Origin of the sequence: Streptomyces taklimakanensis (assembly GCF_009709575.1) — a bacterium.
GTDB classification, from domain to species: Bacteria; Actinomycetota; Actinomycetes; order Streptomycetales; family Streptomycetaceae; genus Streptomyces; species Streptomyces taklimakanensis.
The window spans coordinates 3,892,006-3,912,742 of the sequence record NZ_WIXO01000001.1; the positions used below are offsets into that span (position 1 = coordinate 3,892,006).

Sequence of the window (20,737 nt, forward strand, 5' to 3'; positions counted from 1 at the left end):
CCCGCCCGTGGGGCGCTACGTCATCCGCCGGCTGCTCCAGATGGTCCCGGTGTTCGCCGGGACGACCCTCCTGATCTTCGTGATGGTGTACGCGCTGGGCGACCCGGTCGCCGGACTCTTCGGGGACCGGGCGCCCGACCCGGCCACCGCCGCCCGGCTGCGCGCCGAGTTCGACCTCGACAAACCGCTGTGGCAGCAGTACCTGCTCTACCTGGGCAAGATCTTCACCGGTGACTTCGGCACCGCCTTCAACGGCCGGCCCGTCGCCGAACTGATGGCCACCGCTTTCCCCGCCACCGTGCGGCTGATGTTGGTCGCGCTCGTCATCGAGACGGTGGTCGGCGTCGTGCTCGGGGTGGTCGCCGGACTGCGGCGCGGTCGCGGCATCGACACCTCGGTGCTGCTGCTGACCCTGTTGGTGATCTCCGTCCCGACCTTCGTCACCGGTGCCACCCTCCAGTTCCTGCTGGGGGTGAAGTGGCCGCTGGTCAGCCCGGCGGTCAGCGGGGAGGCCCGCTTCGGCGAACTGCTGCTGCCCGGCATCGTCCTCGCCCTGGTCTCCCTGGCCTACATCGCCCGGCTCACCCGCACCTCGGTGGCCGAGAACACGCGGGCCGACCACGTCCGCACGGCGGTGGCCAAGGGACTGCCGCGGCGCCGGGTGATCACCCACCACCTGCTGCGGAACTCGCTGATCCCCGTGGTGACCTTCCTCGGCGCCGACATCGGCAGCCTGATGGCGGGGGCCCTGGTCACCGAGCGGATCTTCAACATCCAGGGCGTCGGCTACCACCTGTACCAGGGCGTCCTGCGGCAGAACTCCCCGACCGTGGTCGGCTTCGTCACGATCCTCGTCCTGGTCTTCCTGGCGGCCAACCTGCTCGTCGACCTCCTCTACGCCGTGCTCGACCCGAGGATCCGCTATGCCTGAGCCGACCGTCCGCAGCCACCCCGAGGAGCCGCCCGTCCCCGCCGGCACCGGGGCCGGTACCGGGACCGGCACCGACGCCACGGCACCGGCCCCTCCCGACGGCGTCGGGGCCGTGCCCGTGGAACCGGCGGCTCCCGCCCGCCCCCGCCGCGGACGGGGCGCCCACCGCAGACGGCGGGAGCGGACGCGCGGTCTGTGGGAGGACGCCTGGCACGACCTGCGGCGCAACCCCGTCTTCGGCGTCTCCGCCCTGCTGATCCTCTTCCTGCTCGTCATCGCCGTGTGGCCGGAGTCGATCGCCACCCGCGACCCGCTCTCGTGCGACCTGGGCAGGGCGCTGGACGGCCCCGCGCCGGGCCACTGGTTCGGCTTCGACGCCCAGGGGTGCGACGTCTACACCCGCACGGTCCACGGGGCCCGTGCCTCCATCGCGGTCGCCGTCTGCGCCACCCTGGGGACCGCCCTCATCGGCGGAGCGCTGGGTGGACCGGCCGGGTTCTTCGGTGGATGGGCCGACGGGGTGCTCTCCCGGGTCACCGACGTCTTCTTCGGCATCCCGATGGTGCTGGGCGGTCTGGTCTTCCTGGCCATGGTCAGGGCCGACGGCATCTGGCCGGTCGTCTGGGTGATCGTGGCACTGGGGTGGCCCCAGACGGCCCGCATCGCGCGCGGTTCGGCCCTCGCGGTCCGGCAGAACGACTTCGTGCAGGCCGCCCGGGCGCTGGGCGCCGGCAGCGGTCGCATCCTGCTGCGTCACGTGCTGCCGAACGCCGTCGCCCCGGTGATCGTGGTGATGACCATCGCGCTGGGCACCTACGTGGCGCTGGAGGCCACCCTGTCCTTCCTGGGAATCGGACTCCGGCCGCCGACGGTCTCGTGGGGCGTGGCCATCTCCGACGCCTCCGACGGGATGCAGTTCCGCAACGCGCCGCACATCCTGCTCTATCCCGCCGCTGCGCTGAGCGTCACGGTGTTGGCGTTCATCATGCTCGGCGACGCGGTGCGCGACGCCCTCGATCCCAAGCTGCGCTGAGGGAGGCGTACGTGATGACGGTGGACAAGACCGCGGATGCTTCCCGGTCGCAGGACCCGTCGGGTGCTCCGTTGTTGGAGGTCCGTGATCTGCATGTGGAGTTCGCGGGTCGGGATGGTGCGGTGCGTGCCGTCAACGGGGTGAACTATGACGTGCGGGCCGGTGAGACGCTGGCGGTGTTGGGGGAGTCGGGGTCGGGGAAGTCGGTGACCGCGCAGGCGGTGATGGGGATTCTCGACATGCCGCCGGGGCGGATTCCGAAGGGGGAGATCCTCTTCCACGGGCAGGACATGTTGCGGATGTCCGAGGAGGAGCGGCGCAGGATTCGGGGTGCCCGGATCGCGATGATCTTCCAGGATGCTCTGTCGTCGTTGAATCCCGTGTTGAGTGTGGGGTTTCAGCTGGGGGAGATGTTCCGGGTTCATCAGGGGCTTTCGCGGAAGGATGCGAAGGCGAAGGCCGTGGAGCTGATGGATCGGGTGAAGATTCCGGCGGCGCGGGCGCGGGTGAACGATTATCCGCATCAGTTCTCCGGTGGTATGCGTCAGCGGATCATGATTGCGATGGCGTTGGCGTTGGAGCCCGAGTTGATCATCGCGGACGAGCCGACGACGGCGTTGGACGTGACGGTGCAGGCTCAGGTGATGGATCTGCTGGCGGAGTTGCAGCGCGAGTATCACATGGGTCTGATTTTGATCACTCATGATCTGGGTGTGGTGGCCGATGTGGCGGACAAGATCGCGGTGATGTATGCGGGGCGGATCGTGGAGACCGCTCCGGTGCACGAGTTGTACAAGCGGCCGGCGCATCCGTATACGCGGGGTCTGTTGGATTCCATTCCGCGGTTGGACAGCAAGGGTCGGGAGTTGTACGCGATCAAGGGGTTGCCGCCGAACATGGCGGAGGTGCCGCCGGGGTGTGCGTTCAATCCGCGGTGTCCTCGGGCGCGTGAGGTGTGTCGGACCGACACCCCGCCCCTGTACCAGGTCACCGAGGGAGCCGAGGGAAGCGGGGAAGCCGAGGCGGCCGACGGGGCAGGCGGGCCCGGTCCGAGGGCCAGCGCCTGCCACTTCTGGAAGGAGACCGTCCATGGCTGATCGCGTCGGTGCCGGTGAGCCGATTCTCGAGGTGCGGGATCTGGTGAAGCACTTTCCGTTGACGCAGGGGATCCTGTTTCGGCGGCAGGTGGGCGCGGTGCGGGCGGTGGACGGTGTGTCGTTCGCGTTGCGTCAGGGTGAGACGTTGGGGATCGTCGGCGAGTCGGGGTGCGGCAAGTCGACGGTGGCGAAGTTGTTGATGAATCTGGAGCGGCCGACCTCGGGGCAGATCCTGTACAAGGGTGAGGACATCACCCGGCTGTCGGGTCGGGCGTTGAAGGCGGTGCGGCGGAACATTCAGATGGTGTTCCAGGATCCGTATACGTCGCTCAATCCGCGGATGACGGTGGGGGACATCGTCGGGGAGCCGTTCGAGATCCATCCGGAGGTGGCGCCGAAGGGGGATCGGCGGCGTCGGGTTCAGGAGCTGCTGGATGTGGTGGGTCTGAATCCGGAGTACATCAACCGGTATCCGCATCAGTTCTCCGGTGGTCAGCGGCAGCGGATCGGGATCGCGCGGGGTCTGGCGTTGAATCCGGAGGTGATCATCTGTGACGAGCCGGTGTCGGCGTTGGACGTGTCGGTGCAGGCGCAGGTGGTGAACCTGATGGAGCGGTTGCAGGACGAGTTCGATCTGTCGTACATCTTCATCGCGCACGATCTGTCGGTGGTGCGGCACATCTCGGACCGGGTGGGGGTGATGTACCTGGGGAAGATGGCCGAGGTGGGGTCGGATGTGGAGATCTATGATCATCCGACGCATCCGTACACGCAGGCGTTGTTGTCGGCGGTGCCGCAGCCGGATCCGGAGTTGCGGGATCGGCGGGAGCGGATCATCTTGACCGGGGACGTGCCCTCGCCGGCGGATCCGCCGTCGGGGTGTCGGTTCCGTACCCGGTGTTGGAAGGCGCAGGAGCGGTGTGCGCAGGAGGTGCCCCTGTTGGCGGTGCCCGAGCGGTTCGCGGGGCAGGACACGCCCGCCGCCCATCCCTCCGCCTGCCACTTCGCCGAGGAACGGACCCGTGTGCCGGCCGGGGAGGCGGCGACCTGAGGGTCCGGGGCCGGTCGGCGCCGTACCGTCGGGAATGTTTTCTCCACCCTTGTGTCGATCCCGCGGAATACCTGTCAAGTGCGCAACAGGCCTTTTTCTGTGAATTCCTTGGAAGGGCTGTCGAAAATCAATGGTCTACACCAGTTTGACCTCTTGACCCGAGGCTCGATCCATTGCGAAAGTCCCGGCATCCGAAAAGGTTTCCGGGCTTTCGGGGGGCGAGGACGAGATGGCCAGTGCGCAGCGCACCGTGCCGGTCGGCCGGTCGCCGGGGCAGTTGATGTGGCGGCGCTTCAAGCGTGACCGCACGGGTGTCGCGGCCGCCTGTGTCGTGGTGTTCTTCTTCGCCGTCGGCCTGCTCGCGCCGGTCATCTCCCGGCTGTACGGCAAGGATCCGTACACCCGCTACGGGCAGGAGCGCGAGGGCCTGCTCAACGAGTACGGCTACCCGATCAAGCCCAACGGGGGCATCGACTCGGAGTTCTGGTTCGGCCTGGAACCCATCCTCGGTCGCGACGTGCTCACCCAACTCGTGTACGGCATCCGCACCTCGTTGTTCATCGCCGTCGCGGTGACCCTGGCCACCGTCCTGACGGCCATGGTGCTGGGGGTGGTCGCCGGGTACCTCGGCGGCAGGACGGACTACTTCATCGGCCGCACCATCGACCTGCTGATGGCCTTCCCCAACCAGCTGTTCTTCGTGGCGTTCATGCCCATCGTGGTGGCGCTCTTCGTCGACCCCGCCGACGAGACGCCCACCTACATCAGGGTGCTGGCGCTGATCCTGGTGCTCTGGTTCCTCGGCTGGATGTCCCTGGCCAGGATCCTGCGCGGCGCCACGCTGGCGCTGCGCGAGCGGGAGTTCGTGGAGGCCGCCAAGGTCGGCGGGGCCTCACCCTGGCGCATCGTCCGCAAGGAGCTGCTGCCCAACCTGGTGACCCCCATCCTGGTGCAGGCGACCTACATGCTCCCCAACTTCGTCACCACGGCCGCCGCGCTCTCCTTCCTCGGCGTCGGCATCGTCGAGCCGACCCCCGACTGGGGCCGGATGTTCGCCACCGGCGCCGAGGTCTACCAGAACGACATCACCTACATGTTCTTCCCCGGGGGCGCGATGGTCCTGTTCATCGTGGCCTTCAACCTCCTCGGGGACTCGGTCCGGGACGCCTTCGATCCCCGGACCGCCCGTTGATCACTCCCCGTCCGCGAGACGGACAGGCAGGGGGCAGGCAATGAGAAGCCATCGAACACGCGGACCGCGCGCCGTGGCCGCGGCGCTCACGGCGGGAGCGCTGCTCCTGGGCGGATGCAGCGCGGGTGGCGGAGGAGGAGGGGACGAGCGGGGCGGGGACGAGCCCGCCGCGCAGCGCTCGGCGATCGAGTTCGCCGACGCCGAAGCCTCCACCGGCCCGGCCGAGGACGTCCCCGGGGCCCGCGAGGGCGGCACCCTGCGCGTCTACCAGCGCGACAGCTACGCCCACCTGGACCCGGCGCAGATCTACGTCCAGGACGAGATGACCCTCGCCCACCTGATCCACCGCAAGCTCACCCACGTCAAGCTCGACAACGACGGCACCTACTCGGTGGTGGGGGACCTGGCCACCGACAGCGGCCGCCCCTCCGACGGCGGACGCACCTGGACCTACACGCTCAAGGACGGCATCAGGTTCGAGGACGGCTCGCCGATCACCTCCGAGGACATCCGGCACACCTTCGAGCGCCTCTTCGCCCCCTTCGTCACCCAGGGGCCGACCTACGTCCAGCAGTGGATGGCGAACAAGACCGGCGCCGCCTACCGGGAACTGCTGCCCGACGGCCCGTACGAGGGCGAGCACCTGCCCGACTCCGTCCTGGAGACGCCGGACGAGAAGACGATCGTCTTCCGCTTCGCCGAACCGCGCAACGACCTGCCCTACGCCCTGGCCATGAGCGGCTACGCCGTGGTCTCCGCGGAGAAGGACACCCGGCAGAAGTACGACAAGGACCCACTCGCCAGCGGCCCGTACCGGATCGACTCCTTCAAGCCGGGCAAGTCGATGAAGCTGGTGCGCAACCCCGAGTGGGACCCGAAGACGGACGCCGCCCGCCACCAGTACGTCGACGGGTTCGACATCACCTTCAACCACCAGTACGAGGACTCCACCAAGCGGCTGCTCAACGACAGCGGCGAGGCGCGGACCGCCGTCAGCTTCAACAACGCCGTGGACGCCGGCAGCCACCAGCGGGTGATGCGCGAGGCGAGGGACCGCACCGTCTCCGGCTACCAGGTCTTCGTGGCCCAGTTGGCGATCAACACCCGCCACGTCGAGGACGTCAGGGTCCGTCGGGCCATCGCGTACGCCTTCCCCTCCAAGCCCTACCTGGCCCCGTACGGCGGTCCCTCCGGCGGTGAGCTGGCCGGCGGCCTGATCAGTCCGCTGCTGCCCGGCTACCGGAAGGACTACGACCCGTTCGGCAAGCTGAAGAAGCCGGGCGGCGACCCCGTCAGGGCCCGCGAACTGCTGGAGGAGGCGGGCAAGGTGGGGACGAAGCTCACCTTCGCCTACCGGAACAACGACGAGGAGCAGAAGGCGTCCATCGCCGTCGCCGACGCCCTGGAGAAGGCCGGGTTCGACGTCCAGCGCAAGGAACTGCCCACGGACACCTACTACGACCTCATCGGCGACGTCGACAACGACTACGACATCTACGTCAACAACTGGGGCCACGACTGGTCCAGCGCCTCCACCGTGATCCCGCCGCTCTACGACGGCCGGGAGGTCCAGGACGGCGCGGCCAACTACTCGCACGTCGACGACCCCGAGATCAACTCCCGGATCGACGAGATCCGCAAGATCGCGGACCCGGAGAAGGCCGCGGCGGAGTGGTTCGAGCTGAGCGAGTACATCCTGGAGGAGGTCACCCCGGCCGTCCCCATCTACTACTTCAAGCAGACGCAGATCGCCGGCTCCCAGGTGGGCGGGTTGGTCTACAACAACGACATGAGCAACCTCGACGTGACCAAGCTCTACGTCAAGCGGTAGCCGCGTTCCGCCGCGGGGGCGTGCCGGGCCCACGGGGCGGGCACGCCCCGCCGCCCCCGCCGCACCACACGGCACCCCGCCGCACCGCACCGCCCCGTCTCCCCGCTCCCCCGCGTGAGGGCCGCAACCGACCATGCTGCGCTTCCTGGTGCGCCGGACACTCGGCGCCTTCGTCATCCTGCTGATCATCAGCGCCTGCACGTTCTTCCTGTTCTACGCCATCCCGCGCGACCCGGCGCTGCTCCACTGCGGCAAGACCTGCGACCCCGAGTCGCTGGAGATCATCCGCCGGAACCTGGGGCTCGACAAGCCGCTGACGGAGCAGTACTGGACGTACATGGTGGGCATCTTCGCCGGTCGGGACTTCGCCGTGGGTCCCTGCCCGGCGCCGTGCTTCGGCTACTCGTTCGCGAGCAACGAGCCGGTGTGGGGAACCATCGTCGACCGACTGCCCACCACCGTCTCGCTCGCCCTCGGTGGAGCCGTGGTCTTCCTCGTCCTCGGCCTGGGCGCCGGGATGCTCGCCGCCTGGCGACGCGGCGGGCTCGTCGACAAGCTCCTCAGCTCGATGTCGCTGGTCTTCAGCTCGCTGCAGATCTACTTCGTCGGCCCGTTGGCCATCGCCCTGCTGGTCTACCAACTGGAGCTGTTCCGGCAGCCCGAGTACGTGCCGATCACCTCCAGCCCGGTCGACTGGTTCGTGGGGCTGCTCATCCCGTGGTTCGTGCTGTCGCTGATCTTCACCGCCCAGTACACCCGGATGTCCCGCTCGACGCTGATCGAGCAGCTCGGCGAGGACCACGTGCGGGCGGCCAGGGCCAAGGGCATGCCCGGCCGCACGGTCTTCTTCCGCTACGCCTGGCGGGGCTCGCTCATCCCCATCGTGACCATCTTCGGCATCGACCTGGGCGCGCTGTTCGGCGGCGCGATGGTCACCGAGTTCACCTTCACCCTGCCCGGACTCGGGCGGCTGGCCGTGGAGTCGGTGCTCAACACCGACCTGCCCATGCTGATGGGCGTGATGCTGTTCGCCGCCACCATGATCATCCTCTTCAACATCCTGGTGGACGCCGTCTACGCGTTCATCGACCCACGCGTACGCCTGTCCCGGGAGGAGTTCGGCCGGTGACCACAGTGACCGAGAGCGCGGGCCCCGGCGCCCCGCCCGACACGGAGTCCTTCCTGTCCGTCCGCGACCTGCGCGTCCGCTTCTCCACCGAGGACGGCACCGTCCGCGCGGTCGACGGGCTCTCCTTCGACCTGGCCCGCGGCCGGACCCTGGGCGTGGTCGGCGAGTCCGGCTCGGGCAAGTCGGTGACGGGACTGTCCGTCCTCGGCCTGCACGACCGGCGCACCACCGAGGTCACCGGCCGGATCGTGCTGGACGGACAGGAGGTGACCGGCGCCGGGGAGAAGGAACTGCGGAGGTTGCGCGGCAACAAGGCCGCGATGGTCTTCCAGGACTCGTTGACCGCCCTGTCGCCCTACCACACCGTCGGGGAGCAGATCGCCGAGCCGTACCGCCGGCACACGGGCGCCTCCCGGCGCGAGGCGCGCCGGCGTGCCGTCGAGATGCTCGGCCGGGTCGGCATCCCCCACCCCCGGCTGCGGGCCGACGACTACCCGCACCAGTTCTCCGGCGGCATGCGCCAGCGGGCGATGATCGCCATGGCCCTCGTCTGCGACCCCGACCTGCTGATCGCCGACGAGCCCACCACCGCGCTCGACGTCACCGTGCAGGCGCAGATCCTCGATCTCCTGGGCGACCTCCAACGGGAGTTCGGTTCCGCGATCGTCCTGATCACCCACGACCTGGGAGTGGTCGCCGAGACCGCCGACGAGGTGCTGGTGATGTACGCGGGCCGGGCCGTCGAGCGCGGCTCCGCCGAACAGGTCCTGCGCTCCCCGCGGCACCCCTACACCTGGGGGCTGCTGAGCTCCGTGCCGCGGCTGGACGGTGACGTGGCGGAGGACCTGGTGCCCATCCCCGGCTCCCCGCCGAGCCTGCTGGACCCGCCCACCGGCTGCCCCTTCCACCCCCGGTGCGCCTTCACCGGGGAGGTCGGCGGCACCCGGTGCGCCGACGAGCGCCCCGAGCCGCCGCACGGGCGCGGAGCCGCCTGCCACCTGACGGCGGACCGGCAGCGCGCCCTCTTCGTCGAACGGATATCCGACGGGCACAGCCCCGACTGATGGTGAGGCAGTTCATGACCGTGGAGACGGGACCCACCCCACACGACGCCGAAGCCCCCGGGCCCCACGTCCCCCGGGAGTCCGACGCGCCGCTGCTGACCGCCGAGGGCCTGACCAAGCACTTCCCGATCACGGGAGGCTTCCCCTTCCGCCGGCGGGTCGGCACGGTCCGGGCGGTGGACGGGATCGACCTCACCGTGCACGAGGGCGAGAGCCTGGGTCTGGTGGGCGAGTCCGGCTGCGGCAAGTCCACCACCGGACGCCTGCTGACCCGGCTGGCGGAGCCCACGGGCGGCCGGATCTCCTACCGGGGCCGGGACATCACCCACGCCGGCCGCAGGGAGTTGGCGCCGGTCCGGACCGAGATCCAGATGATCTTCCAGGACCCCTACTCGTCGCTGAACCCCCGCCAGACGGTCGGCACGATCGTCGGCGGGCCGCTGGAGGTCAACGGGATCGATCCGCCGGGCGGCCGGGAGCGGCGGGTGCGGGAGCTGCTGGAGACCGTCGGTCTCGGCCCCGAGCACTACAACCGGTTCCCCCACGAGTTCTCCGGCGGCCAGCGCCAGCGCATCGGGATCGCCCGCGCCCTGGCCCTGGAACCGAAGCTGGTCGTGGCCGACGAACCGGTCTCGGCGCTGGACGTCTCCATCCAGGCGCAGGTCGTCAACCTGCTGCGGACGGTCCAGCGCGACCTGGGCATCGCCTTCGTCTTCATCGCCCACGACCTGGCGGTGGTCCGGCACTTCTGCCGGCGCGTGGCGGTGATGTACCTCGGCCGGATCGTGGAGATCGGCGACCGCGAGTCCGTCTACACCGCCCCGCGCCACCCGTACACCCGCGCCCTGCTCTCCGCGGTGCCCCGCCTTCGGCCGGGGAACGACGGCCGGGGGCGCATCCGCCTGACCGGTGACGTGCCCTCGCCGGTCGATCCGCCGTCCGGCTGCCGCTTCCGCACCCGCTGCCGGAAGGCGCGGGAGGTGTGCGCCGAGGTGGAGCCACCGCTGGTGCGGCTGGACGGCGACCGCGAGGGACACCTGACGGCGTGCCACTTCCCGGAGGAGGGAGCGGTGGCCGGGCGCGGCGACTGAGCCCGACCGGACAACCGGCCGGGCCCGGTCGCGGCCCCGGGTCAGGCCACCCCCAGCGACCTCTTGAGGAAGGCCACCTGGAGCAGCAGCAGATTCTCGGCCACCTGTTCCTGCGGGGTCATGTGCGTCACCCCGGACAGCGGCAGCACCTCGTGCGGACGGCCCGCCGCCAGCAGCGCCGAGGACAGCCGCAGGGTGTGGGCGGCCACCACGTTGTCGTCCGCCAGCCCGTGGACGATCATCAACGGCCGGTGCGGCTCGGCGGGGGCGGACAGCCCCTCGTCGGTGACCAGGGAGTTGGCCGCGTACCCCGCCGGGTTCTCCTGGGGCAGACCGAGGTAGCGCTCGGTGTAGTGGGTGTCGTACAGCCGCCAGTCCGTCACGGGGGCGCCCGCCACGGCCGCGTGGAAGACGTCCGGACGGCGCAGCACGGCCAGCGCCGCCAGGTAACCGCCGTAGGACCAGCCTCGGATGCCGACCCGACCCAGGTCGAGAGGGTGGGTCTCGGCCAGCGCGTGCAACGCCTCGACCTGGTCCCCCAGGGTGACGCCCGCCAGGTCGCCGGCGACGGCCTTCTCCCGACCCGGGGAGTGACCGGGGGTGCCGCGACCGTCCGCCACCACCACGGCGAACCCCTGGTCGGCGAACCACTGCGAGGTCAGGTACGCGTTGTGCGCGGCCACCACGCGCTGACCGTGCGGGCCGCCGTAGGGGTCCATCAGCACCGGCAGCGGCCCGTCGCCGTCGCGGTACCCGGTGGGCAGCAGCACGGCGGCCGGGATGCGGTGCTCGCCCACCCGCAGCAACCGGGGGCGGGCGGTCGGTTCCGGTGTCTCGGCGTGGGAGGCGACCACCGCCAGGGACCTCGGTGCCCCCTTGCCCGTCTCGGGCAGCCGCAGCGCCTCGGCGCGGGAGCCGGGACGGTCCACGGCGGCGGTGGAGAGCACCACCGTCTCCCCGCCGCGGACGGCGGTGGCGACGTGCGCGCCGGCGGGGGAGACCCGTTCCCAGCCGCCCTGGTCGCCGCTGCCGCGGTACCAGACGCGGTGGACGGCGATCTCGCCCACCGGGGCGTCCTCGGGCGCCTCGGCACCGGGGGAGGCGGAGAACAGCACGTCCTCCTCGCCGATGTCCAGCACCGCGCGGACGTGCAGCGCCGCGGAGGTCAGCGGCCGGTCCCCGACGACCAGGATCCGCGCCCCGCCCTCGTCGGCGATCCGCACCAGACGTCCGTCGGGAGTCCAGGCGGGCACCCCGGAGAACAGCTCCAGCCAGGCCGGATCCTGGTCGGCGTGGATCGGCGCGGTGCGGCCGGTGGCGGTGTCCACGGTCAGGTACAGCCCGCTGCGCTGGTCGCGGGAGTGGACCAGCAGCAGGGGCGGTCCGGCGGCCGACCAGTGGACCCGCGCCAGGTACGGGTAGCGGACCCGGTCCCAGACCACCTCGGTGTGGTCCGTGCCGCCGGTTCCGTCGGTTCCGCCGGTTCCGTCGGGGCTTCCGGCGTTCACCAGGTGGAGCGTCACCTCGGCGTTGGGCGTCCCGGCGGCCGGGTAGGCGATCTCGGTGGGCTCGCTGTCGGGGTGGGCCGGATCGGCGATCCACCAGCGGGTCACGGGGGAGTCGTCCACCCGGGCGACCAGCATCCGGGTGCCGTCCGGGGACCACCAGAAACCGCGTGAGCGGTCCATCTCCTCGGCGGCGACGAACTCCGCCAGCCCCCACGTCGTACGGCCGCGCGGGTTCTCCTCGGGGCCGGCCACCGCCCGGTCGGCGCCACCGTCGAGCTCGACCACCCGCAGGGCGCCGCCGGTCACGTACGCCACGCGCCGCCCGTCGGGCGAGGGGCGCGGGTCCACCACCGGGCCGGGCACCGGCAGTTCGCGCACCGAGGCGGTGCGCAGGTCGGCGACGAACAACCGTCCCGACAGGGCGAACGCGGCCGTCTCCACGGCTGCGTCGGTGGCGTAGCCGACCACCCCGGCGGACCCCTCGCGGCTCCGCTCGCGCCGGGCGCGCTCCTCCGGGGGGAGTTCCTCGCCCGCTCCGCCGAGCAGGTCGCGGGGATCGGCCACCACGCGCTCCTCGGCCCGCGCGGGGCCGGCCCCGGGAGCCGGGGGGAGGTCCAGGGCCCACAACAGGTTCTCCCGGTCGACGCCCCCGCGGGACCGGAGGAAGACGACCCGGGAACCGTCCGGGGCCACGGTGAAGGCGCGCGGTGCTCCCAGGGTGAAGCGCTGCGTCCGGGCGTGCCGGCGCGGAAACGACATGACCATGGTGCGAGCGTACGGCGTCACGCCGGGCCGGGTGCGACGCCGGTCCGGTACGGCCGCGGTGCCGCTCCGGAGGACCGGTACACCGGCACGTGTCCAAGGTCACACGGATGTGCGCCCCTCTTCTGCACCCGTGCACCGATCCGTGCCGTCTAACGGAAAGTTATGATCCGTTGCGCATGGTTCCTGATGGGGTATGTAGCTCGTGACTGCCCCGTCGTACAAACATCCTGATTCCGTGTCGACCGCGCGCTCTTGGAGGTGAACCGCCGTGGCACTCTCGATTTCGGCGGTGGTGCTGCTGGCGATCATCGTCTTCCTGCTGATCAAGAAGTCAGGGCTGAAGACCGGACACGCCGTGATCTGTATGCTCCTGGGCTTCTACATGGCCAGCTCGTCGATCGCCCCCACCATCAGCGAGCTCACCTCGAACGTCGCGGGCATGATCGGCAGCATCAAGTTCTGACGCCGGCGGCGTAGGCTCGCCTCCATGACCGAGCTTCCCGCGCGCCGCCTGATGCTGGTCCACGCGCACCCCGACGACGAGTCGATCACCAACGGCGTCACCATGGCGCGGTACGCCGCCGAGGGGGTGCTGGTCACCCTGGTGACCTGCACGTTGGGGGAGGAGGGCGAGGTCGTTCCGCCGGCACTGGCCCACTTGGCCGCCGACCGGGAGGACGCCCTCGGCCCCCACCGGATCGGCGAACTGCGGCACGCCATGCGGGAGCTGGGCGTGGCCGACCACCGCTTCCTGGGCGGGCCCGGCCGCTACCGCGACTCGGGGATGTTCGGCACCCCCGCCAACGAGCGCGCGGACTGCTTCTGGCGGGCGGACGTCGACGAGGCCGCCTCGTACCTCGTGTCGGAGATCCGCGAGGTGCGTCCCCAGGTGCTCGTCACCTACGACCCGAACGGCGGCTACGGGCACCCCGACCACATCCAGGCCCACCGGGTGGCGATGCGCGCGGTGGAGCTGGCGGCCGATCCCGACCACCCTTCGGACCGCGGAGAACCGCACCGGGTCGACCGCGTCTACTGGAACTGCGCGGCGCGCTCGGAGGTCGAGGCGGGCTTCGCCCGGCTGCGCGCGTCGGGCGGCGGCCCGTTCTCCCGGTCGGCCTCGATCGACGACGTGCCCGGGGTGGTGGACGACGACCGGGTGGCCGCCGTGATCGAGGGCGACGACGCCGAGGTGTCCGCCAAGGCGGCGGCGATGCGCGCCCACGCCACCCAGATCGTGGTGGCCGATTCCCCTTCCGGCCCCCCCGCCTCTTTCGCGCTCTCCAACGGGCTCGGCCAGCCGCTGCTGCGCACCGAACACTTCCGCCTCGCCGACGGCACCGTTCCGCCCGAGCCCGCGCGCGATCTGTTCGAGGGGCTGGTGTGCGCCCCGGAGATCGGCGGAGGCGGCCGGTGAGCGGCAGGGGAGCGCGGATCGCCGCGTACGCCGTCCTGACCGTGCTGGGCGGAGCGGTCGCCCTGGCCGGATCCCTGGTCCAGGCCGGTTGGTTCCCGTTGGGGCTGCTGTTGGCGCTCGCCGGAACCGTGGGGCTGTTCCTCGGCGGAGCGCGGCTGACCCGCACGAGGGTCGGCGCGGCGGCTCCGGCGGGCGGTTGGATGCTCGTGGTGCTGCTGCTGACCGTCTCGCGGCCCGAGGGCGACTTCCTGTTCGGCGCCGGCGGGAGGTCGTACGTCTTCCTGTTCGGAGGGATGTTCGCCGCTGTGATCTGCGCCACGGTCGCGCCGTCCGGTCACGTTCTCCGACCGGACACGAAGGCGCTGTGAAGATGCCGTGAAGCGGTCGGCGTCGATCGTCCGGCGGTCGACAACCGTCCTGGACATGTCCGACAATCCGCGGGGCAATGTGGAGGCAGTGTGCCGGTATGCCCCGTCACGGGCCGTTCCGGGGTGGTGATTCGGTACTCCCGGGGCCCGCGGCGACGACCCCCGATATGGTGGTGCGCGCCGGCTAGCCGCTCGCGCCAGCCGATCGGAACCATGGCGGGCGGCGCATCCAACCGGGAGATCCAGCTTTGAGCCGTGAAACTGACAGTCCGTCCTCCGGCCCCCGAGTGGGGGGCGGCGCCGCCTACCCGCAGGGGGCCGAGCCCTACGGCACGCCGGAGGGCGGCGCACCGGGCGAGTCCGGCGCGCGGTCGGACGAGCCGAAGACCGAGACCACGCTGACCACCCGCATCCGGATCAACATCCCGGGTTCCCGCCCCATCCCGCCGGTTGTGATGCGCAAGCCCGTGGGCGAGAAGGGCGACACCGGCGCGGACACCGGGGACGCCGCCGGCGCCGCACCGGGCGCGCGGAGCGGCGCGAACGGAACGGACGACGGAACGGACGGGGCCCCGGGTGGCGCGGCCACCCCCGCCGGGGGCGTCCCGCGCGCGACCCGGGGGGCGAACGGCGCCGCGGCGCCGGGGCCGTCCGGAGCGGGGAGTCCGTCCGCCAACGGTGGCGCCAGGCCGACCAGTTCCTGGTTCGCGCCCCGCAAGCCCCCCGCGCCGAGCGACGCTTCGGACGGCGTGCCCCGTACCCCCAGGACTCCCGGTGCCCCCACCGGCCCGGGGGCCGCGCCGGGCCCCGACGGAACCGCCGGAGGTGTCGGACCGGGGACCGAGGCGTACGTCGGACTGCCGTCCCAGCGCACCGACACCCCACCGCACGGCTTCCGGCCCGAGCCCGTGGACTCCACGAGGGGCACCGACCCGTTCGGCGCCCTCCGGGAGGACTCGCCGGCCGCCGGGCCGGGCGGCACCCCGCCCCACGGTTTCCGCGTGACGGCCGACGGTCCGGAGGAGCCCGCGGGGCCGACGACCGGACCGGCCACCGGCGAGTCGCTGCTCCCGCCCGGGTTCCGACAGCGACCGGACGAGCCCCGGCCCTTTGACCCCACCGACACCGGACAGCACCCCGTGCCCGGGTCCGGTGCCGGTCCGGACGCGGCGCCCGAGCCGCCGTCGGTCGGCGGCCCCCCGCTCGACCTCGGCGGTCCGGCACCCGCCGACCGGGAGCGGATCTTCGGCGACACGCCGGCCGACGACGGGCGAGACGCCTTCGACGGCCTCGACGCCTTCGACAGGCACGACGCCTTCGACAGGCACGACGCCTTCGACAGGCACGACGCCTTCGACGGGCACGACCAGGACGGAGGCGGTGTCGGCGGTGTCGGCGGTGTCGGCGGCGCCGATCACGACGGAGGCGCCGATCACGACGGCGACGTCGGTCACGAGGAGCCCGAACCGCGGCCCGCGGACGCGCCCGCCCGGCGTGGTCGCTCCAAACTGGCGCTGCTCGGCGCCGCCGTCGTCGGAGCGCTCGGCATCGCGTACGGCGCCGGGTTGCTGCTGGACCACGCCGACGTCCCCAACGGCACCACCGTGCTCGGTGTGGAGATCGGCGGCACCAGCAAGCAGGAGGCGGTGAACAAGCTCGAATCCGTCCTCGGCGAACGTGCCGAGCAGCCGCTGCTCCTCGACGTCGAGGGCGAACGGAAGAAGCTCAAGCCGAGCGTCGCGGGCCTGACCTTCGACACCGAGACCACCGTGGACAGGGTCGCCGGGCGGGACTACAACCCCGTCTCCGTCATCGGATCCCTCTTCGGCGGCACCCGGGAGGCCGAGCCGGCCCTCACCGTCGACGAGGAGAAGCTCGCGGCGGCGCTGAAGGACCTGACCGCCCAGGAGGGCTCCGACGGGGCTCGGGAGGGCGCGGTCAGGTTCACCGGCGGAAAGGCCGTCGGCGTCCCCGGCGAGCCCTACGAGCAGGTGGACGTCGCCAAGAGCACCGACCTGCTGGAGGACGCCTACCGCGAGCAGATCGCCACCGGCACGGAGGCCGCCGTCGCCCTGCCGGTCTCCGTGAAGCAGCCCCGGATCGACCGGGAGGAGATCGACCGGGCGATCCGGGAGTTCGGCGAGCCGGCGATGTCCGGCCTGGTCACGGTCCGGGCCGGGGACAGGTCGATCGCGTTCAGCCCCACGGGGACGCTGCCGAAGTTCCTGTCCATGGAGCCGGTCGGGGACAAGCTCGTGGACACCTACGACCTGGAGGTGCTCCAGGAGCTGTACGGAGGGACCTTCGACGGAGTCCTGGTCGCCCGCGGCAACGGCACCAAGACCCCGGTCACCCCGCAGGACGTCGCGGGCGCGCTGCGCGAGGCGCTGCGACAGACCGACCCGGCCAAGCGGGTCGGCGTCATCGAACTCGACCCGCAGTAGGCGCGCGCCGCCCCGGGCACCGGGACGGCGCGACGTGCGGCCCGCGCCCGGCTCAGTTGAGCCGGGCGCGGGCCGCACGTGCCTCGCGGCGCACCGCCTCGGCCGCGTTGGGCTCCATCGCCGCCACCATGCCCGCGTACGCCTCCAACTCCCGGGCACCGCCCGCGAAGTCGCCGCGCTCGACCAGCAGCCGCGCCCGCTCGTGCCGGAGCCGGGCCGGGTGGTGCGGCAACAGCAGCGACAGTTCCACCGCCCACAGCCGGACGTCCGTGTGCTCGGGACGGGCCGCCGCCCACGCACGGATGTTGTTCAGCACGCGCAGCACGATCTCCAGCGGACCGGCGGGCTGCAGCATCGCCTCCGTCGGGGCCGCGCCCGTCGTGCCGGCCACCAGCAGGTCCACGTCCCGGTCGTCCAGGGGCAGTCCGCCCGCGAAGGGGTCGACCAGCACGTGCTCGCCCCGCGGATCACCGAGTCCCACCACGAAGTGCCCCGGCAGCGCCACCCCGTACACCGGCGCACCCGCACGGCGCGCCACCTCGATCCACACCACCGACAACAGGATCGGCAGCCCGCGCCGCCGCCGCAGCACCTCGCCCAGCAGCGAGGACTCCAGCCGCCGGTAGTCGGCGGGGGTGCCGTGGAAGCCGCACCGGTCGCCGAGGAGCTCCTCCAGGGCGCGCGCCCAGGAACGCGGGGAGCGTGCCGGTTCGTACGGCAGCAGGCCCGTCAGCCGGTCCAACTCGATCTGGGCCTCGTCCACGCCCTTCCCCGCCCACCCGGGGTCCGCCTCGGCGTTGATCAGCAGGCACAGCAGCGCGAGGTCGGGCCGTGCCGCCCGCGCGGCCTCGGCGAAGCGTTCCCGCACCGTCCCGTCGCCGTTCTCGTCGTCCGCAAACCCACCATCCATGGGACTCTCCTACCCGCTGTCACCGTGCCCGCGGTACCCGGCGCCCCGTTTCCGCGGTCCCGTCCCGTTCCGTCCCGGCGCCACCCGCGGATCAGGCCCGGGGCGCGCGGCGGTAGTGGTAGGCGTGGTGGTCGACGAAGCCCAACCGGTCGTAGAGGGCCAGGGCCGCGGTGTTGTCCGACTCGACCTGGAGGTACGCGGCCGAGGCGCCCTCCGCCAGCGCCGCGCGGGCCAACTCGGCCATCACCGCCGTCGCCAGTCCCTCCCGCCGCCGTTCCGGGGCGACCTCCACGGCGGCGAACCCCGCCCACCGGCCGTCCACCACGCAGCGCCCGATGGCCGCGGGGTCGGCGTTCGGTCCCTCCCCGGGCACGGTGGCGAACCACACCGACGGGCCGCCGCCCAGCACCGTGAGCGCGGCCTCGGCCGAGGCCGTCCAGGCGCCGCGGCGGTAGGCGCCCAGCCAGCTCTCGTCGGGCCGGCGGGCGAGCCGCACCCGTGGGTCCGGCTCACGGTCGGCCAGCGGCGCGAGCGCTCCCGTGCGCGCGAGCGCGAAGCGTTCGGCCGTCCATCCGCGCCGCTCCAGCTCGGCGGCCAACATCTCGTCGCCGTCCCCGCCGCCGGTGGTGACCTGGACCAGGGCGGGCAGGCCGCGCTCGGCGTACCAGCGCACCACCTCCGCCAGGGCCTCGTCCGGCTCCACCCCCGGATCGCCCAGGGGCAGGACGGAGTTGGCGCGGCCGGTGAAACCGCCGGACGCGCGCAGCGTCCACCCGCCCAGCCGGGCCGTCTCCACCGCAGGCCAGCCGCGGGCCGCCACCTCCGCCAGCTCCCGTACGCCCGCCGCCGGGCCCCTCCGGCGGGCCGGGGTGGCCGGCACGACCTTCCCCGCGACCAGGTCCGACTCCGCGAGCCGCACGCTCCGTCCGCCGCGCCGTGTGACGGACAGCACACCGTCCGTCCATGATGTGAGAACGCCGACGGTGTCGGTGAAGGTCGGCCCTCCGTCGGCGGAATCGGTCAGACTGCGCACCGAGACACGTTTCCCCACGTCGTCGGCGCTGATGCGAAGCTCGAGTCGTCCGCCCACGGTGAACTCCACGGCTGTGACCACCCCTCCTGTTCGTCTCCTGCCCCGGAACGGAGATACTAGGGGCGGGCATCGACGACGCCGCGCTCCCGCGCGCCACGCGGCTCAGCCACAACCGGACCGGCTGCCGCGCCCTACCGAGGAGGAACGACAGCGTGACCTACGTCATCGCGCAGCCTTGTGTGGACCTGAAGGACAAGGCATGCATCGAGGAGTGCCCCGTCGACTGCATCTACGAGGGCCAGAGGTCCTTGTACATCCACCCGGACGAGTGCGTCGACTGCGGGGCCTGTGAACCGGTCTGCCCGGTCGAGGCGATCTTCTACGAGGACGACGTCCCGGAGGAGTGGAAGGACTACTACAAGGCCAACGTCGAGTTCTTCGACGAGCTGGGCTCGCCCGGCGGCGCCAGCAAGCTCGGCCTGATCGAGCGCGACCACCCGTTCGTCGCCGCGCTCCCGCCGCAGGAACACGACGAGTGACGCGGGAGTGATCCCGCTTCCCCAGCACTGATCCGGTCCCGCACGGCCCCGCGCCGTGCGGGACCGGGTCTTTCCCGGAAAGAGAGCGAGCCAGCCGTGCCACCCCTGTCCATGCGTCTGCCGGTCTTCCCGTGGGACCGGTTGGAGCCGTACAAGAAGACCGCAGCCGAACACCCGGACGGCATCGTGGACCTCTCCGTGGGCACTCCGGTCGATCCGGTGCCCGACGTGATCCGGGAGGCGCTCGCCCGGGCGAGCGACAGTCCCGGGTACCCGACGGTGTGGGGCACCACCGAGCTGCGGGACGCGATCGTGGGGTGGAGCGAGCGGCGGCTGGGCGCGCGGGGGCTGGCGCACACCCACGTCCTGCCGGTCGTCGGCTCCAAGGAGCTGGTGGCCTGGCTGCCGATCCAGCTCGGCATCGGCGCCGGGGACAAGGTGGCGTACCCCCAGCCGGCCTACCCGACCTACGAGGTGGGGGCGCGGCTGGCCGGCGCCGAGCCGGTCGCCTACGACTCACCGCGCGAGGTGGACCCCGACGGCCTGCGGCTGCTGTGGCTGAACTCGCCCTCCAACCCCACCGGGCGGGTGCTGCCGAAGGAGGAGTTGAAGGCCACCGTCGCCTGGGCGCGCGAGCACGGGGTGCTGGTCTTCAGCGACGAGTGCTACCTGGAGCTGGGGTGGGAGGCCGAGCCGGTCTCCGTCCTCCACCCGGACGTCTGCGGCGGCAGCCACGAGGGCATCGTCGCCGTCCACTCGCTCTCCAAGCGCTCCAACCTGGCCGGCTACCGCGCCGCGTTCCTGGTGGGGGACGAGGCGATCCTGGCCGAGCTGCTGAGGGTGCGCAAGCACGGCGGGATGATGGTGCCCGCCCCGGTGCAGGCCGCCACGGTGGCGGCGCTCGGCGACGACGCGCACGTGGCCGAGCAGCGCGAGCGCTACGCGGCGCGGCGCTCGGCGCTGCGCGCCGCGCTGGAGGCCAACGGATTCCGCATCGAGCACAGCGAGGCGTCGCTGTACCTGTGGGCGACGCGGGACGAACCCTGCTGGGAGACGGTGGAGGAGCTGTCCCGGCGTGGCGTGCTGGTGGCGCCCGGCGACTTCTACGGCTCGGTGGGGGAGCGACACGTGCGGGTCGCCTTCACGGCCACGGACGAGCGCGTCGGCGAGGCGGTGCGACGGCTGACGGCCTGATCGCCGCCGCCGGGACGGACGCGGCGGGCCCGGGGGCCGTTGCGGCCCCCGGGCCCCGATCCCCGGGCCCCGTGTCGCGGCGCGCGGCGGGCGCGACGGACCCGGAGGGGCTGGACAAGGCGCGGACGTCGCGCAGAGGC

At 72.0% G+C, this 20,737-nt stretch carries 18 protein-coding genes; 15 read left to right on the forward strand and 3 right to left on the reverse strand.

Annotated elements, in window-relative coordinates; genetic code table 11:
- Positions 1 to 7: 7 nt before the first annotated feature.
- From F0L17_RS17305 to F0L17_RS17345, 9 genes are all read left to right on the forward strand, one after another.
- The gene (locus tag F0L17_RS17305; protein ID WP_162466320.1) at positions 8 to 931 is read left to right on the forward strand and encodes an ABC transporter permease subunit; all 924 of its coding nucleotides are present in this window, start codon (positions 8 to 10) and stop codon (positions 929 to 931) included.
- On the forward strand, positions 924 to 1,964 hold the full coding sequence (locus F0L17_RS17310) for an ABC transporter permease (protein WP_155071787.1): 1,041 nt from the start codon (positions 924 to 926) through the stop codon (positions 1,962 to 1,964). The genes F0L17_RS17305 and F0L17_RS17310 overlap by 8 nt, the downstream gene beginning before the upstream one ends.
- A 14-nt stretch (positions 1,965 to 1,978) precedes the next feature.
- Positions 1,979 to 3,061: an ABC transporter ATP-binding protein gene (locus F0L17_RS17315; RefSeq protein ID WP_155071788.1), complete on the forward strand. Its 1,083-nt coding sequence runs from the start codon at positions 1,979 to 1,981 to the stop codon at positions 3,059 to 3,061.
- The gene (locus F0L17_RS17320) at positions 3,054 to 4,112 is read left to right on the forward strand and encodes an ABC transporter ATP-binding protein (RefSeq protein WP_155071789.1); all 1,059 of its coding nucleotides are present in this window, start codon (positions 3,054 to 3,056) and stop codon (positions 4,110 to 4,112) included. Before F0L17_RS17315 ends, F0L17_RS17320 begins: the two co-directional genes overlap by 8 nt.
- Positions 4,113 to 4,341: 229 nt before the next feature.
- Positions 4,342 to 5,304, forward strand: a complete 963-nt coding sequence (locus tag F0L17_RS17325) for an ABC transporter permease (protein ID WP_155071790.1) — start codon at positions 4,342 to 4,344, stop codon at positions 5,302 to 5,304.
- A gap of 40 nt (positions 5,305 to 5,344) precedes the next feature.
- On the forward strand, positions 5,345 to 7,135 hold the full coding sequence (locus F0L17_RS17330) for an ABC transporter substrate-binding protein (protein ID WP_155071791.1): 1,791 nt from the start codon (positions 5,345 to 5,347) through the stop codon (positions 7,133 to 7,135).
- A gap of 133 nt (positions 7,136 to 7,268) precedes the next feature.
- Entirely contained in the window at positions 7,269 to 8,264 is a 996-nt protein-coding gene (locus tag F0L17_RS17335; protein WP_155071792.1) for an ABC transporter permease, read from the forward strand.
- Positions 8,261 to 9,328 carry an oligopeptide/dipeptide ABC transporter ATP-binding protein gene (locus F0L17_RS17340; RefSeq protein ID WP_162466321.1) on the forward strand — a complete coding sequence of 356 codons (1,068 nt, stop codon included), beginning with the start codon at positions 8,261 to 8,263 and terminating at the stop codon, positions 9,326 to 9,328. The genes F0L17_RS17335 and F0L17_RS17340 overlap by 4 nt, the downstream gene beginning before the upstream one ends.
- Complete coding sequence (locus tag F0L17_RS17345; RefSeq protein ID WP_238419404.1) at positions 9,328 to 10,419, forward strand: ABC transporter ATP-binding protein; 1,092 nt, start codon at positions 9,328 to 9,330, stop codon at positions 10,417 to 10,419. The genes F0L17_RS17340 and F0L17_RS17345 overlap by 1 nt, the downstream gene beginning before the upstream one ends.
- A 41-nt stretch (positions 10,420 to 10,460) precedes the next feature.
- Here F0L17_RS17345 and F0L17_RS17350 read toward each other — a convergent pair whose 3' ends face one another.
- Positions 10,461 to 12,692 carry a S9 family peptidase gene (locus F0L17_RS17350; protein WP_155071793.1) on the reverse strand — a complete coding sequence of 744 codons (2,232 nt, stop codon included), beginning with the start codon at positions 12,690 to 12,692 and terminating at the stop codon, positions 10,461 to 10,463.
- A gap of 268 nt (positions 12,693 to 12,960) precedes the next feature.
- Here F0L17_RS17350 and F0L17_RS17355 point away from each other — a divergent pair, with 268 nt between their 5' ends.
- The 4 genes from F0L17_RS17355 to F0L17_RS17370 all read left to right on the forward strand — a co-directional run bounded on the left by F0L17_RS17355 (position 12,961) and on the right by F0L17_RS17370 (position 16,921).
- Complete coding sequence (locus F0L17_RS17355; protein ID WP_162466322.1) at positions 12,961 to 13,155, forward strand: hypothetical protein; 195 nt, start codon at positions 12,961 to 12,963, stop codon at positions 13,153 to 13,155.
- Between the two features lie 24 nt (positions 13,156 to 13,179).
- Positions 13,180 to 14,109, forward strand: coding sequence for an N-acetyl-1-D-myo-inositol-2-amino-2-deoxy-alpha-D-glucopyranoside deacetylase (gene mshB, locus F0L17_RS17360; RefSeq protein ID WP_155071794.1), 930 nt, complete (start codon positions 13,180 to 13,182; stop codon positions 14,107 to 14,109).
- Entirely contained in the window at positions 14,106 to 14,477 is a 372-nt protein-coding gene (locus F0L17_RS17365; protein ID WP_338018123.1) for a DUF6113 family protein, read from the forward strand. Before mshB ends, F0L17_RS17365 begins: the two co-directional genes overlap by 4 nt.
- Positions 14,478 to 14,725: 248 nt before the next feature.
- Positions 14,726 to 16,921 carry a peptidoglycan binding domain-containing protein gene (locus tag F0L17_RS17370; protein ID WP_155071795.1) on the forward strand — a complete coding sequence of 732 codons (2,196 nt, stop codon included), beginning with the start codon at positions 14,726 to 14,728 and terminating at the stop codon, positions 16,919 to 16,921.
- Between the two features lie 52 nt (positions 16,922 to 16,973).
- Here F0L17_RS17370 and F0L17_RS17375 read toward each other — a convergent pair whose 3' ends face one another.
- Together F0L17_RS17375 and F0L17_RS17380 are read right to left on the reverse strand one after the other, a co-directional pair.
- Positions 16,974 to 17,831, reverse strand: coding sequence for a transglutaminase family protein (locus F0L17_RS17375; protein WP_155071796.1), 858 nt, complete (start codon positions 17,829 to 17,831; stop codon positions 16,974 to 16,976).
- Positions 17,832 to 17,922: 91 nt separating this feature from the next.
- Complete coding sequence (locus tag F0L17_RS17380; RefSeq protein WP_162466851.1) at positions 17,923 to 18,933, reverse strand: GNAT family N-acetyltransferase; 1,011 nt, start codon at positions 18,931 to 18,933, stop codon at positions 17,923 to 17,925.
- Between the two features lie 143 nt (positions 18,934 to 19,076).
- Here F0L17_RS17380 and fdxA point away from each other — a divergent pair, with 143 nt between their 5' ends.
- Positions 19,077 to 19,403 carry a ferredoxin gene (gene fdxA / locus F0L17_RS17385; RefSeq protein WP_162466324.1) on the forward strand — a complete coding sequence of 109 codons (327 nt, stop codon included), beginning with the start codon at positions 19,077 to 19,079 and terminating at the stop codon, positions 19,401 to 19,403.
- Between the two features lie 111 nt (positions 19,404 to 19,514).
- The gene (dapC, locus tag F0L17_RS17390) at positions 19,515 to 20,597 is read left to right on the forward strand and encodes a succinyldiaminopimelate transaminase (RefSeq protein WP_155073778.1); all 1,083 of its coding nucleotides are present in this window, start codon (positions 19,515 to 19,517) and stop codon (positions 20,595 to 20,597) included.
- The last annotated feature ends 140 nt before the right edge of the window (positions 20,598 to 20,737 follow it).

What these genes read in the sequence shown, in the direction of transcription:
- F0L17_RS17310 (WP_155071787.1), top strand. Translation starts at nt 924, where the DNA reads ATGCCTGAGCCGACCGTCCGCAGCCACCCCGAGGAGCCGCCCGTCCCC.
- F0L17_RS17315 (WP_155071788.1), top strand. Translation starts at nt 1,979, where the DNA reads ATGACGGTGGACAAGACCGCGGATGCTTCCCGGTCGCAGGACCCGTCG.
- F0L17_RS17320 (WP_155071789.1), top strand. Translation starts at nt 3,054, where the DNA reads ATGGCTGATCGCGTCGGTGCCGGTGAGCCGATTCTCGAGGTGCGGGAT.
- F0L17_RS17325 (WP_155071790.1), top strand. Translation starts at nt 4,342, where the DNA reads ATGGCCAGTGCGCAGCGCACCGTGCCGGTCGGCCGGTCGCCGGGGCAG.
- F0L17_RS17330 (WP_155071791.1), top strand. Translation starts at nt 5,345, where the DNA reads ATGAGAAGCCATCGAACACGCGGACCGCGCGCCGTGGCCGCGGCGCTC.
- F0L17_RS17335 (WP_155071792.1), top strand. Translation starts at nt 7,269, where the DNA reads ATGCTGCGCTTCCTGGTGCGCCGGACACTCGGCGCCTTCGTCATCCTG.
- F0L17_RS17345 (WP_238419404.1), top strand. Translation starts at nt 9,328, where the DNA reads ATGGTGAGGCAGTTCATGACCGTGGAGACGGGACCCACCCCACACGAC.
- F0L17_RS17350 (WP_155071793.1), bottom strand. Translation starts at nt 12,692, where the DNA reads ATGGTCATGTCGTTTCCGCGCCGGCACGCCCGGACGCAGCGCTTCACC.
- mshB (WP_155071794.1), top strand. Translation starts at nt 13,180, where the DNA reads ATGACCGAGCTTCCCGCGCGCCGCCTGATGCTGGTCCACGCGCACCCC.
- F0L17_RS17375 (WP_155071796.1), bottom strand. Translation starts at nt 17,831, where the DNA reads ATGGATGGTGGGTTTGCGGACGACGAGAACGGCGACGGGACGGTGCGG.
- dapC (WP_155073778.1), top strand. Translation starts at nt 19,515, where the DNA reads ATGCGTCTGCCGGTCTTCCCGTGGGACCGGTTGGAGCCGTACAAGAAG.